This window comes from Dyadobacter sp. OTU695, assembly GCF_038440355.1.
GTDB lineage: Bacteria > Bacteroidota > Bacteroidia > Cytophagales > Spirosomataceae > Dyadobacter.
In genome coordinates this window covers 34,929-47,512 of sequence record NZ_JASATN010000012.1, presented here as the reverse complement: position 1 = coordinate 47,512, position 12,584 = coordinate 34,929, and the positions used below count along the sequence as shown (strand labels likewise).

Genomic DNA, 12,584 nt, shown 5'->3' with positions numbered 1-12,584 from the left:
ATGAAGTGGTCATTTGTTATTCAGCAGAAGTTTAAAGCTGCGATTTTGTTGGGAGGGATAATGGCATTGATCATTGGTGCTACGCTAATCTCCCGTTATAACGTGGAGGGGATCGACGAATCGTTTTCATCTATCTACGAGGATCGCCTGGTTCCGGCTACCACTATTCTGTATCTCACTGAAAACCTTTATCGTAAGCGCCTGTCGCTGGAAAATTACCTATATTCAGAAGCGCAGCAGTCGCCCATGCATGTGAAGGCGCAGTTGCGCGCCCGTGACCGGAGCATTGATTCGCTGATCCGGTTGTTCGAGAAGACTTACCTGGTAGATGAGGAAGCGAAGAGTCTTTCGGGTTTTAAAAGTCAGATAGGTGATTACGCAAAGCTGGAAAACCGGGTGCTTGCATTGTGTACGGCCGGGTCTTTTGCGGAGGCAAAGCTGCTGTTTTCAACGCCTGGAAGTACCACATTCGAAAGTACGATTCTAAATCTGAATGAACTGGCAGCAATCCAGTCGACGATAGGGAAGGACCTGGTGAAAGCGTCGAAGGTGAATGTGGCGAGCTTCGGTATTATTTCCTTTTTGCAAATCTCACTCGCAATAGTTACCGGCCTGGTTGTGATTATTTTGATCCGTAACTCGCAGATCATCCAGAAGCCCGCGTCGAATAGTAAGAAAAGCCAATATTTTAACCTAAACTGATAAAAGGAACACCTAAAAAAATAAAAGGTCGGGATTTCCCGACCTTTTATTTTTGGCATATAAGCGGATTATTGGTTCACTTTACGGCCTTTCAATGTCTCCCTCTGATTTTTTACCTGCTTCAACAAATCTTTCTTGACAAAAAGACGGGTGCCGTTGCCGCTCTGGAGGTCGAACGTGCGTTCTTTGTAATCGAATTTGTTGTTGGGAAGCACATCGAGGAAGTAGTTCTGCCCACTCAGGTTGAACTTCATACCCTTTGTATCCTGCTGCGTATCGTCCCATGAAACGTTGATGGTCCCGTCACCAGTGGCCAGTGCGACGCCCGGAGTGAATGGCAGTACGTTAATCGTCTGGATACTTTTTCCGTTGCTCATCGTAATCTGTCCCTCGGGATTTACCTTGATATCGTTGGGGTCGGTCACTTCACGCCGGATGTTGATCGACTTGTCGTTGAAAAACTGAACTTTCGTAAGGGAAATATTGGCAGCTTCCAGGTCGCGACGGAGGTCTTCGGTAAAAACGGTGTAATTCGAGAGAGGAACGGAGTTCATCGTGGTGCAGGCAGAGAACCCGCTGAAAAAGAATACTCCTACAAAAAGTTTTTTAATCAGATTCATGTCAGAAATTGGTGTTCGGCGGAACTGGTTTGGTGATTTTAGTTGAGTTGGTTACCGGTCGCAATATTAGTAAAAAAGCCTTTCACTTACCAGCTGATTGAGCTTTCGTACCACTTGCTAGCGTAGTACTGACAATGTGTCAGCCAGTATGCGTTTTGATTGTTATTGGAACGCATATTTGTGACGCGTATTGCGAAGCGAATTACATTCTTAATATATAAAACAAACGATAGCATAACTATGGAATCAGTGATTCAGGAAAAAGGGAATTTGAGCATTCATACCGAGAACATCTTTCCGATTATCAAGAAATTCCTTTATTCGGACCACGAAATCTTTCTTAGGGAACTCGTTTCCAACGCGGTCGACGCGTCACAAAAGATCAAAAAGCTGGCTTCGTATGGTGAATATAACGGAGAGCTGGGTGATCTTAAAGTAGTTGTCAAACTCGACAAGGATGCCAAAACGATCACGATCAGTGATAATGGTATCGGTATGACAGCAGATGAGATCAAAAAATACATTAACCAGATCGCTTTTTCCGGCGCTACCGAGTTTGTAGAGCAATACAAAGACAAAGGAGAAGGCGACAAAGGTATCATTGGTCATTTTGGTCTGGGTTTCTACTCGGCCTACATGGTAGCTCAGAATGTCGAGATCATTACCAAATCCTACAAGGAAGGGGCTGAGCCGGTGCGCTGGGAATGCGATGGCTCGACAGAGTTTGAAATCTCTCCCGTAGAAAAAGAGGAGCGCGGCACCGAGATTATCCTGCATATTGCCGAGGATTCCGAAGAATTCCTTGATGCACACCGCCTGCGGGGCATTCTGGAAAAGTATGGTAAATTCCTGCCGATCGAAATCGAGTTTGAAGACAAGGTTATCAATAACCCAAGCCCAATCTGGACAAAAAGCCCGTCAGACCTGACAGACGAGGATTACCTGGCATTCTACAAGGAACTTTATCCGTTTGGCGAAGACCCGCTTTTCTGGATCCATTTGAATGTAGATTATCCGTTCAACCTGACAGGTGTTCTGTACTTCCCGAAATTACGCAACGACTTCTCCGGACAACGCGAAAAAATCCAGCTTTACAGCCGCCAGGTGTTCATTACCGACGAAGTGAAGGATATCGTTCCCGACTTCCTTCAACTGCTGCACGGGGTGATCGACTCCCCGGATATTCCGTTGAACGTATCCCGCAGCTACCTGCAAGCAGATGGTAATGTGAAGAAAATCAATGGGTACATTACCCGCAAGGTGGCTGATAAACTGCTTGAAATCTTCAAAAATGACCGGGACGGCTTTGAGAAGAAATTCGATGATATTGGCCTGTTTGTCAAGTACGGCATCATCAGCGATGATAAATTCTACGAAAAAGCGAAAGATTTCTGTCTGCTGAAAAATACCGAAGGCAAGTATTTCACTTTCGAAGAATACCGCGAGCATATCAAGGAAAACCAGACCGATAAGAACGATTCGCTCGTCTGGTTGTATACCACCGATGAGAAGAAGCAGGATGCATTCATTCAGTCTGCCAAAAAGCGTAGCTACGATGTGCTCGTGCTGGCCACCATGATCGACTCGCACTTCATTAATGCGTTGGAGCAAAAGCTGGAAAAAATCAGTATCAAGCGCGTCGACGCCGATACGCTGGATAAATTGGTTGAAAAAGAAGTGAAGCTGGAAAGCATTCTATCTTCGGACGACCAGGAAAAGGTGAAGAAGGTTTTCGAAGGGATTTCTGAAAGTAAAACAGCGCACATCCAGGTGGAGGCCATGCCGGTCGACGAACTGCCGGTAGTGATCACATTCCCCGAGTTCATGCGCCGTATGACCGACATGCAAGCCTCGTCGGGCCAGCGCTCGATGTTTGGTGATATGCCATTGATGTACACGGTTTCACTTAACTCCAATCACCCGCTGATCGGCAAGATCGCCGGTTCGGAGAATGAAGACGAGCAAAAATCGCTGGCAAAGCAGGTTTATGATCTTGCATTGCTCTCGCAGGGAATGCTGTCAGGAAACGATCTGACACGTTTCATTCAAAGAACGGTCAGCACGCTTTGATATAGCGTCTCGTCAATATGCATAAAGCCGCTCATCGAGCGGCTTTATTACTTTATTCTCTTCCTGAAATCAGTTTAAGCTTTAATCTTTCCAGTTCCTCCCATTTCTGCTGCTTGGCCAATGCCGCCTGTTCCGGCCAGCTCGACGGGTCTTGCAGCTGGTACCGTGGGCCGGCTTTTTTGAGGTAACCAGCTGTACGCAATACCGGCGTTTCCATAAGTTGCTCGTAGGTATGAATGCCTGCTTTATTTAAAATCTCTTCAATTTTCGGCCCTATACCTTCAATTACTTTGAGATCGTCGGGCGCGTGATCGGGGCTGATCGTGGGATAAACGGTTTTGGAAGCGTTGGTAGCAATCGGGTAATCCACTGTGGTGTCTGTTAAAGTCCGGAGTTGAGCGAGCTCGTATTTTTTTTCTTCTAATAATTCCTGCAAGTTATCAATTCTCTTTTTGATAATCACTTTTGCCAAAAACCAACCGGCGACAGTTGCGCCAAGCAGCAGCAATGCGATTTCAGCAACTGCTACGGGGAAACTGTCCAAATCGAGCGAAATAGCTGGAAGATTCATTGTTTTGATTGGTAAAAGGCCAATTCGCGTCGGATACGGTTTAGTCTGTATCGTAATTCCCTTGTTTTCTTCATTTCGTAGGTGCTACCAAGCACGAACCCTAGCAGCAGTGCGACACTGATCATGATAATGTGCTGCCAGAAATGCGTGAACTCGATACGGTAGGTTGGAAGGCCAATGTCCCTCAATGAAAGGCTAAACTGTCCTTTTTGAGCAGACATTTCAGGAAGAAGGCCTTGCGAGTCGAACAGCATATCACAGTATTGTTCGATTTTGCATACATGCCAGTAAATGGAACCTGCCATCCAGAATCCCAGGAAAGTCCACCAGAGCGCCTTACTATTGAACATGAGGAACGGGAGTTTAACGGTAGGGAACGTGTGTTTAAACTACCTAAAAATAAGGTTCCGCGGGACAAGATGCAATAGGAGGGGGACTAACATGAAAAAGCCCGGACATTAGCCCGGGCTTTATTATTTAGCGGTTCATCGAGATCAGGAACTCTTCGTTGTTCCGGGTCCCTTTCATATGTTCTAAAAGGAAGTCCATCGATTCCATCGCATTCATGTCCGACATGTGCTTGCGCAGGATCCACACTTTTTTGAGTGTTTCCTTGTCGAGCAGCAGGTCTTCACGACGTGTTCCGGAAGCCATTACGTCGATAGCCGGGAATACGCGTTTGTTCGACAGCTTGCGGTCGAGCTGCAATTCCATGTTACCGGTACCTTTGAATTCTTCAAAGATTACCTCGTCCATTTTGGAACCTGTATCGATCAAGGCCGTAGCGATAATGGTCAGCGAGCCGCCGTGTTCAACATTACGTGCCGCACCGAAGAAGCGTTTCGGCTTGTGCAATGCATTGGCGTCCACACCACCGGAAAGGATTTTACCCGATGATGGAACCACCGTGTTATATGCACGTGCAAGACGCGTGATCGAGTCAAGCAAAATCACCACATCGTGACCGCATTCGACCATTCTTTTGGCTTTTTCCAAAACAATGCTCGCTACTTTCACGTGGCGGTCGGCCTGCTCGTCGAATGTCGATGCGATCACCTCCGCACGCACGCTGCGCTGCATGTCAGTTACCTCTTCCGGGCGTTCGTCGATCAGCAGGATCAGCAGGAATACTTCCGGGTGGTTGCGGGTAATGGCATTGGCGATTTCTTTCAGGAGCACCGTTTTACCGGTCTTTGGCTGCGCAACGATCATACCGCGCTGTCCTTTTCCGATTGGTGCAAAAAGATCGAGAATACGGGTGGAATATTGTTCCGGGCGTGAGCTCAGGCGGAGACATTCGTCGGGAAACAACGGGGTAAGGTATTCAAACGGGATACGGTCGCGGATTTCCTCGGTGGTTTTACCGTTAACCGTCTCCACGCGCAGAAGTGCAAAGTATTTTTCTCCTTCTTTCGGCGGGCGGATCTGACCTTTTACGGTGTCACCGGTTTTCAGACCGAACAATTTGATTTGCGAAGGCGAAACGTAAATATCGTCGGGACTGGCCAGGTAGTTGTAATCCGCAGAGCGAAGGAAGCCGTAGCCGCCATCCTGCATGATTTCCAGCACACCTTCGTTGACGATCAGTCCGTCGAACTCTCTTACGTAATTGTTGTAATTGCGTTTGATCTTCGATGACGGGTCTTCGCGTTGCGGCTGGGGCTGCTGATGCCTTTCCTGGCCTTCTTGCTGGGGACGTGGTTGGCGCTCTTCACGAGGCTGAGCTGTTGCTTCCTGCAATACTACCGCAGGTTTTTCCTCCTGGATATCAGCCTGAATGTCCGCAACGGCTACTTCCGGTTCGGGTGTTGCCTCTGTTTCCACAGGGATTTCTTCCCGGCCCAGGTCGTTGAGGGTGTCATTATCCTCGTCGATTTCAAGCGATGTATCTATATTTTTCGGACGTTCTTCCTGAGGTTTCGGGAATTCCTGACGAACAGGAGTATCGAACAACGGGGTAGAAGAAGGGCCGTTTTGATTGCTATCTTTTTTATTGCGCACAGGGCGATTGTTTCCGCCTTTCACGGAAACGGCCACCGGCGTAGGCTCAACAGGCCTGCGGGCGCGTTTTTTCTTCGGTTCGGCCGAATCGGCTGAGCTGTCATCCGTTTCCGGAGCTTGTACAGCAACGGGTTCTGCAACAGGCGCAGGAGCTCCCTGTTGAGACACAATCCGGTTAATCAGTTCTTTTTTAGGAAGTTTGGCATGATCGGGTATTCCCAGGGAACCCGCTATTTCTCGTAGCTCTGATAAAAGCTTAATGTTTAAATCATCAATTGTAGGCATACAGAAAATGGAAAGTAAAGGGTCACTTTACCAATTGGACAATAAGGTTGTGAATTTAATTGGATATAAACAGGACTGCGCGCCCCGAAGTCACGTGATGGTCATTGATAGGTTGATATGCTTTAATTGCGAAAGCCTGCGCGAAAGGCTTTACTAACTGCAAAACTTTGATGGATCAAATCTGACAATTGTAACTGGTACAAACAGGAAGTATTGACAATAAATCTGCAAGATTTTGAACCTCGATAACGCTGAGATGAGAAGTTACCGCAAGATGGATTTTGGATTTATAAGTCGATACTGACTTGGATGGACGAAGGTAAATATATGTGGTTTAATTTCCAAATATTTAACTTTAAAACCATGCCAACGGTATTGTTATTGCTTTCAAATGCCAAAAAATCTCTGACAAGATGGCAAACTCAATGATTTAACGCGCATTAACATCTTTTGAGCCTTAGTTTTTATGACAGGAAAATCGGATTTTTGCGGGACTATGAATATTGTTGTGGATTCCGGTAATACCTTTTCGAAGATCGGATGGTTCGAAGGGGAAAAACTTATACGATATACGACGCACCTGGAATTCCCGGAACTGATCCGGAACGTCAGGGCGGAACTGCCCGAATACCTCTTTTTTTCGTCGGTCGGAAGAACACAGGAAGAGTTTCAGGAAGCCTTGGGTGAACCGGTTCAGGTGATGGGCCTTACGCCCGAAACGCCGTTGCCGATTACCAAGCAATACGAGACCCCGCAAACCCTCGGCGCCGACCGGATTGCCGCTGCTGCCGGGGCGAATTACCTTTTCCCAAATGAAGATCTGGTAGTGATCGACATGGGGACCTGTATTACTTACGATCTCATCGACCGAAACGCAGTGTTTGAAGGCGGACTAATTTCTCCCGGCGTGCGGATGCGATTCAATGCAATGCATACGTTTACTAAAAGACTTCCACTTTTCGAGCCTGAAAAAGAGCCGGATTTAATCGGAAAAAGCACCCGTCAGGCTATGCAGAGCGGTGTGATGAATGGCACACTTGCTGAAATCGAAGGAATTATTGAACGATACCGACACAATTACCCGACTTTACGCGTAGTATTATGCGGTGGGGATGCTGCTTTTTTTGAAAGTAGCTTGAAACCACCCATCTTTGCGGTGCCGGAATTGGTTTTAATAGGATTGAACAGAATTTTAACATATAATGTCTCTTTACAGTAGAATAGGAATAATCACGCTTGCCATTACACTCGGTTGGAGTTGTACAAATCTTGCAAAAGCACAAGGATTGGGCAATTCTCCGTATTCGTCGCTCGGAATGGGCGAGTTTTACGGGGATGCATATTCCGACAATACTGCAATGGGAGGTTCCGGCGTCAGTACAGCAAACGGGTTCCAGATCAATAACCTGAACCCGGCACTCTGGGTGCGTAACAGGTTTACGACATTGGATGTGGGGCTGATCGGCCAGTATAAAGACATCGCTTCGGGTAATTTAAAACAAGGAAATGCAGGCGGTAACCTTGGGTACCTGTCGCTGTCATTTCCAATCACACCGAAATGGGTTATCGGGGCCAATTTGAAACCTTATAGCTTCATCGACTACGAAAACACATTTACCCGTTCAGTTTCGGGATCGCCTGGGGTCGCACAATATACGGTTTCAGGAAAAGGGGGAGTCAACAAAGCCTCGCTGGTCAACTCATTTCAAATCGGTCGTTATGTGACGCTGGGTCTGGAGAGCAGTTACTTTTTCGGCAATGTGCGCAGATCGTCGGATGTTCTCCTGTATGTCAACGGGGTCCCGTCCGACTACATCGTGAGCCTTAACGAACGCAATACCTATTCGGACGTGGCTTTTCGCGCAGGCGGTGCCGTTCGGATTCCCATTAAGAAAGAAAACAAGCTGAATCTTAATGTAGGGGGTGCATACAGTTTCAGTACTTCACTAAATGCAACCAAAACTACCTCTTTTGAGCTGACGCAAGGCTCATTCCCCGTTGCAGCACCCGATACACTGGAAAATAACCTGGGCGGTTCGATGAAAGTGCCTGAGCAATACCAGGTAGGAGCAAGTCTGGAATGGCCGTTCAAAATGACCGTTTCTGTGGATTACAGTCATCAGTCGTGGTCACAATACAGAGGTTTCGGAAATGTGAATGAGAGTATGAAGGATGTCAACCGCCTGCATGTCGGTGCGGAATATATCCCGCGTTTCGGTTCGATTAATTATTTTGATAATGTTCGTTACCGCGTTGGTTTCAGCACTGGCAACACACCATATGTAGTCGGCATCACCAAAATCAATGATACAAACGTTAGCCTTGGTTTTACTTTCCCAATGGGGCACGGCTTTGCCAACCTGCTCTCAATAGCAATGGTAGCAGGTCAGCGTGGAACGAATTCCGGGGGGGCAATCCGCGAACGATATGGTCGCGTGGTTTTGGGTGTGACGCTTATGGAAAGGTGGTTTGAAAAGCGACGGATCGACTAACGAGTAATCATATGCTTAGAAAAAGCATTCAAAGGTTTTTATCAAAAAAAGGAGATAACCATTTATCTCCTTTTTGTATTCTGGCACTTTGTGTGCTGTCTTTTACTGCTTGTGAATCCAAAAAGGACAAGATAGGAGCGGTATATAACGGACCGGTCGAAATTGTCAATGACCTGGTGGTTAAATACAGTGAGCTGGGCAATATGAAGGTATACGTCAAAACGCCCAGATCGCTTACCTATCAGAATGAAACCCGGGTTTTCCCCGACTCTGTCAACATTAGTTTCTTCGACTCGCTGGGCACGGTCGAGACCACGCTGCGTTCGGACTCGGGCAGGTACGACCGCAATGCAGATCTGTACATTGTAAAGGGGAACGTGCGGGTCGTAAAATTGGAAACACATCAGATCCTGACAACGACAGAGCTTAGCTGGAGTCCCGGAACGCGGAAGGTTTTTACCGACAAAGCATTATCTATTCGAAATACCCGCACGACTGAGATTACCAATGCGGTGGGAATGGACGCCGAGCAGGATTTTTCGCGGATCAAATTGCGGAAAATGACCGGTACAGTCCTTTCAAAGGGCATTTAATCAGGCTTGCATTGGGCCAGTGCCTTGTGTACAAACTCGATCGGGGTGTAAACGCTATCCTTTCCCCATTTCATTGACACAAAGCTGACAATCTCCGCAATTTCAATTTCAGTTAATTTGGGATTTGGAGGCATCGGCCGGCTGAATTTTTTGCCATTCACGATGATCGTATCGCTCATTCCGTACTGAATAATGCAAGCCACGCGCGCCTTATCGGAGATGATCTGCGAACCTGCAATCGGCGGATATAGATTAGACATTCCGTTGCCTTCCATTTGGTGACAGTTGGCACAATGGGTCATGTACAATTGCTGCCCGGTTACGAAATATTGCTCGCTTTTGAGCTCTTCCGAACTCCGGCAGGATGCCAGACCCAGCATCAGGAACGCCAGTATGCGGGCTGGGGTAGCATGGTTACTTTGCAGTAATTTCATTTTTTATATTCAGCCAGTAACCGCTCCATGTCGTTGAGCAACTTCTTTGTTCCCTCCTCGGTGGTGCCATCGTACATCCCGCGTACGTGCTTCTCCTTGTCTACAAGGATGAATGCCCCGCTGTGAATGTAGCCGCCTTGCACTGTCGTATCTTCTTTGGCGGTGGACATATAGTTATTCTGACCTATTTCATAGATTCGGGCCTTGTCACCTGTCAGGAACTGCCATTGCTTGCCTTCCACGCCCAGGTCTTTTGCAAACTTATTCAGTACTGCCGGCGTGTCGTGCTCGGGATCAATGGAGTGGGAGAGGATCATTACATCGGGGTTGCCTTTGTATGCCTGGTAAACCTTCACCATTTGTTTTTTCATAACCGGGCAAATGGTAGGACAGGTCGTGAAGAAAAAGTCGGTCACGTAAATCTTGTTCTCGACGATTTTCTCGGTAACGGTATCGCCGTATTGATTGACGAATGCGAATTTCGGGATGGTGTTATAGATGGTGTCAACAACTTCTTTTCCGTCCACAGTCTTTTTCACCCAGTCGCGCTCTCCCAGGATCGGCAACTTCTTTTCCGAATCGCCACAGCCGGTAACGGCAAAAATAGAAGCAGATAAAAGCAGGGAGTGGAAAAGAATTGATTTTACTTTCGATTTCATAAACAGGTTATTCTAAAAATGTTTTGGCCTCCTGAATCGATTTCAGAGTGGCTTGTTTCACGACCAATATCTTTTCTTTCTCGTTCTCGAAATAAAGAATGGCTTGCTTGGAATCCAATTTTTTGGCTGAATCGCCTCTATACGAATGCATCCAGTCCATCATAAGCTTGTCAGCATCGGCGAGTTTCTGGTTCAAATCAACAGCTTTAATGCGCTGCTCGGCCATTGTATTGCTGCTTACGCCTATATTTTGAAGGCTGTCGATCCCCTGGATTTTCGACGAAAGCTGTGATTTCAGGCTGATAATATCTTCCTGCTTGGGCATTACTTCGTCATGAATTGCCAGGACTTCTGTTTCAAGACCAGCAATTTTTTCCAAATCTTTATCCTTACCACAAGCAAAGCAAAGTGTAATCAGGAACGATAGTAGGACGAGGTATTTCATATAAAATTGGGTTAACCGAATAGGTGTATGTCAATCTCTCAGGATCATTTCGCGTGCGTTGTGCAGCACGGCTTCCGACGGGTTATGCCCGCCGATCATCTGGGCGATTTCCTGTACACGTTCATCGATGGTGAGTTTTTTGATCCTGCTGACAGTCCTGTCAGAGGAATGGTCTTTATATACAAAATAGTGTGCATCGCCGCTGCTGGCGATCTGGTGCAAATGGGTAATGGCGATAATCTGGTGATTTACGGCCATATTTTGCATCATTTTTCCCATTTTTTTAGCGATCTCGCCCGATACGCCGGTATCGATTTCGTCGAAAATAATGGTAGGTAATTTCCGCTTGTCGGCGAGTATATATTTAATAACCATCATGAGCCGGGAAAATTCCCCGCCGGATGCAACTAATTTCAATTCCTGGGGGACGATGCCCTTATTTCCGCTGAAAAGAAAAGTTGCCGAATCGATTCCTGCCGGCGTCGGAGCGGTTTCGTTGATCTGGATGCTAAGCGATGCATTAGGGATGCCCAGTTCATACAACCTGTCCAGAATGAGCGTTTCAATGGCTTTGGTCACCTTTTTGCGCCGGTCCGAAAGTTGTTTGGCGCCTGCAAGCATCTTGGTCTGTGTCTGCGCGACTTTCTTTTCAGCAGCAGCCAGATCTTCGTCCAGATTCATGACGATGCTCAGCTTGCCCTGCAACTGGGCTTCAATGTCGAGCAACTGTCCGACCGCCGATACCTGATGTTTTTTAAGCAATGAATAGATAAGATCCAGCCTTTCCTGGACAACCTCCGTCCGGGCCGAATCCAGTTCCACATTCCCATTTACCTGGTCGATTTCTTCTGCAAGGTCACGGAGCTCGATCAGCGCACTTTGTGCGCGCTGGCGAAGGATATCGTATTCACTAACCAGCCGCGATGCCTGTGTGAGTGAGCCGACCACACTTTTCAGCAAGTCGAGCACCGAATTTTCGGGATTGTCGAGATAAGCGTGGGCCAATTGCAACCGCTCTTTGATCTCCACTGCGTTTTCAAGAATTGTCAGCTCCTGTTCGAGCTTTTCCTGCTCATCGGCTTTCAAGCCTGCATTATTCAGTTCCTGGAAAAGGAACTGGTCATAATCAAACTCTTTGCGAAGCTGATGTGCTTGTTTTTTTAGTTCCTCGAAGGCTTTAACAGCTTCTTTGTAAGCATTAAAATCGGCCTGATATGTTTTTAGCAAATCGGCGTTTTCGGCATAAGAATCCACGACGCGCAACTGGAATTCGTTGTTACCAAGCAATATCGAATCGTGCTGTGAATGCACGTCGAGCAGCTGCATGCCTATTTTTCGTAAGGTTTCCAGGTTGACGGGCGTGTCGTTGATAAACGCCCTTGATTTACCTGCCGCCGAGATTTCGCGCCGGACTATGCACTCTTCCGAAAAATCGAGATTTTCGTCCTCGAAGTTAGGAGCGAGATCGTAACCCGTCAGGTTGAACGTGCCTTCAATGACGCATTTTTCGCTGCTATCGTACAATGATTTCGCATCCGCCCGGTTTCCGAGCAGAAGGCCTATGGCTCCCAGCATAATGGATTTACCGGCACCCGTTTCGCCTGTAATAATGTTCAGGCCGGGATCGGGGGACATTTCTAGGTGCTTTATCAGCGCATAGTTTTTGATCAGTAAATTAGAAAGCATGTCTAATTTAGGCAGCAGATTGCCGG

At 47.1% G+C, this 12,584-nt stretch carries 13 protein-coding genes; 5 read left to right on the top strand and 8 right to left on the bottom strand.

The window, feature by feature from the left end; genetic code table 11:
• Window positions 1–702 (top strand): MCP four helix bundle domain-containing protein, encoded by a 702-nt coding sequence (locus AAHB90_RS20870; protein ID WP_342087144.1) that lies wholly within the window; start codon window positions 1–3, stop codon window positions 700–702.
• 68 nt (window positions 703–770) lie between these two features.
• Here AAHB90_RS20870 and AAHB90_RS20865 read toward each other — a convergent pair whose 3' ends face one another.
• On the bottom strand, window positions 771–1,322 hold the full coding sequence (locus AAHB90_RS20865; RefSeq protein ID WP_342087143.1) for a hypothetical protein: 552 nt from the start codon (window positions 1,320–1,322) through the stop codon (window positions 771–773).
• Between the two features lie 240 nt (window positions 1,323–1,562).
• Here AAHB90_RS20865 and htpG point away from each other — a divergent pair, with 240 nt between their 5' ends.
• On the top strand, window positions 1,563–3,392 hold the full coding sequence (gene htpG / locus AAHB90_RS20860) for a molecular chaperone HtpG (RefSeq protein ID WP_342087142.1): 1,830 nt from the start codon (window positions 1,563–1,565) through the stop codon (window positions 3,390–3,392).
• Between the two features lie 52 nt (window positions 3,393–3,444).
• On the opposite strand, the gene AAHB90_RS20855 is transcribed toward htpG, so the two are convergent.
• The 3 genes from AAHB90_RS20855 to rho form a co-directional block, all read right to left on the bottom strand.
• Window positions 3,445–3,963, bottom strand: coding sequence for a hypothetical protein (locus AAHB90_RS20855; RefSeq protein WP_342087141.1), 519 nt, complete (start codon window positions 3,961–3,963; stop codon window positions 3,445–3,447).
• Window positions 3,960–4,313, bottom strand: coding sequence for a hypothetical protein (locus tag AAHB90_RS20850; RefSeq protein ID WP_342087140.1), 354 nt, complete (start codon window positions 4,311–4,313; stop codon window positions 3,960–3,962). Before AAHB90_RS20850 ends, AAHB90_RS20855 begins: the two co-directional genes overlap by 4 nt.
• 127 nt (window positions 4,314–4,440) lie before the next feature.
• Window positions 4,441–6,249 carry a transcription termination factor Rho gene (rho, locus tag AAHB90_RS20845; protein ID WP_342087139.1) on the bottom strand — a complete coding sequence of 603 codons (1,809 nt, stop codon included), beginning with the start codon at window positions 6,247–6,249 and terminating at the stop codon, window positions 4,441–4,443.
• A gap of 496 nt (window positions 6,250–6,745) precedes the next feature.
• On the opposite strand from rho, the gene AAHB90_RS20840 reads away from it, so the two are divergent.
• The 3 genes from AAHB90_RS20840 (at window position 6,746) to lptC (ending at window position 9,334) form a co-directional block, all read left to right on the top strand.
• Entirely contained in the window at window positions 6,746–7,468 is a 723-nt protein-coding gene (locus AAHB90_RS20840) for a type III pantothenate kinase (RefSeq protein ID WP_342087321.1), read from the top strand.
• Complete coding sequence (locus AAHB90_RS20835) at window positions 7,452–8,741, top strand: hypothetical protein (protein ID WP_342087138.1); 1,290 nt, start codon at window positions 7,452–7,454, stop codon at window positions 8,739–8,741. The genes AAHB90_RS20840 and AAHB90_RS20835 overlap by 17 nt, the downstream gene beginning before the upstream one ends.
• Window positions 8,742–8,833: 92 nt before the next feature.
• Window positions 8,834–9,334 carry an LPS export ABC transporter periplasmic protein LptC gene (lptC, locus tag AAHB90_RS20830; protein ID WP_342087137.1) on the top strand — a complete coding sequence of 167 codons (501 nt, stop codon included), beginning with the start codon at window positions 8,834–8,836 and terminating at the stop codon, window positions 9,332–9,334.
• Here lptC and AAHB90_RS20825 read toward each other — a convergent pair.
• Genes AAHB90_RS20825 through recN form a run of 4 tightly spaced genes read right to left on the bottom strand, consistent with a single transcriptional unit; the run spans window position 9,331 to window position 12,558 of the window.
• Window positions 9,331–9,768: a c-type cytochrome gene (locus AAHB90_RS20825; protein WP_342087136.1), complete on the bottom strand. Its 438-nt coding sequence runs from the start codon at window positions 9,766–9,768 to the stop codon at window positions 9,331–9,333. The two genes, lptC and AAHB90_RS20825, sit on opposite strands and share 4 nt — an antisense overlap.
• On the bottom strand, window positions 9,765–10,427 hold the full coding sequence (locus AAHB90_RS20820; RefSeq protein ID WP_342087135.1) for an SCO family protein: 663 nt from the start codon (window positions 10,425–10,427) through the stop codon (window positions 9,765–9,767). The genes AAHB90_RS20825 and AAHB90_RS20820 overlap by 4 nt, the downstream gene beginning before the upstream one ends.
• A 7-nt stretch (window positions 10,428–10,434) precedes the next feature.
• Window positions 10,435–10,872 carry a viral A-type inclusion protein gene (locus AAHB90_RS20815; RefSeq protein WP_342087134.1) on the bottom strand — a complete coding sequence of 146 codons (438 nt, stop codon included), beginning with the start codon at window positions 10,870–10,872 and terminating at the stop codon, window positions 10,435–10,437.
• A gap of 30 nt (window positions 10,873–10,902) precedes the next feature.
• Complete coding sequence (recN, locus tag AAHB90_RS20810) at window positions 10,903–12,558, bottom strand: DNA repair protein RecN (RefSeq protein WP_342087133.1); 1,656 nt, start codon at window positions 12,556–12,558, stop codon at window positions 10,903–10,905.
• Between the last annotated feature and the right edge of the window lie 26 nt (window positions 12,559–12,584).

Excerpts from the sequence above, each read along its gene's own strand:
- AAHB90_RS20820 (WP_342087135.1), bottom strand. The coding sequence starts at position 10,427 with ATGAAATCGAAAGTAAAATCAATTCTTTTCCACTCCCTGCTTTTATCT.
- recN (WP_342087133.1), bottom strand. The coding sequence starts at position 12,558 with ATGCTTTCTAATTTACTGATCAAAAACTATGCGCTGATAAAGCACCTA.
- rho (WP_342087139.1), bottom strand. The coding sequence starts at position 6,249 with ATGCCTACAATTGATGATTTAAACATTAAGCTTTTATCAGAGCTACGA.
- AAHB90_RS20825 (WP_342087136.1), bottom strand. The coding sequence starts at position 9,768 with ATGAAATTACTGCAAAGTAACCATGCTACCCCAGCCCGCATACTGGCG.
- AAHB90_RS20870 (WP_342087144.1), top strand. The coding sequence starts at position 1 with ATGAAGTGGTCATTTGTTATTCAGCAGAAGTTTAAAGCTGCGATTTTG.
- AAHB90_RS20835 (WP_342087138.1), top strand. The coding sequence starts at position 7,452 with ATGTCTCTTTACAGTAGAATAGGAATAATCACGCTTGCCATTACACTC.
- AAHB90_RS20815 (WP_342087134.1), bottom strand. The coding sequence starts at position 10,872 with ATGAAATACCTCGTCCTACTATCGTTCCTGATTACACTTTGCTTTGCT.
- AAHB90_RS20840 (WP_342087321.1), top strand. The coding sequence starts at position 6,746 with ATGAATATTGTTGTGGATTCCGGTAATACCTTTTCGAAGATCGGATGG.
- AAHB90_RS20855 (WP_342087141.1), bottom strand. The coding sequence starts at position 3,963 with ATGAATCTTCCAGCTATTTCGCTCGATTTGGACAGTTTCCCCGTAGCA.
- AAHB90_RS20850 (WP_342087140.1), bottom strand. The coding sequence starts at position 4,313 with ATGTTCAATAGTAAGGCGCTCTGGTGGACTTTCCTGGGATTCTGGATG.
- htpG (WP_342087142.1), top strand. The coding sequence starts at position 1,563 with ATGGAATCAGTGATTCAGGAAAAAGGGAATTTGAGCATTCATACCGAG.
- AAHB90_RS20865 (WP_342087143.1), bottom strand. The coding sequence starts at position 1,322 with ATGAATCTGATTAAAAAACTTTTTGTAGGAGTATTCTTTTTCAGCGGG.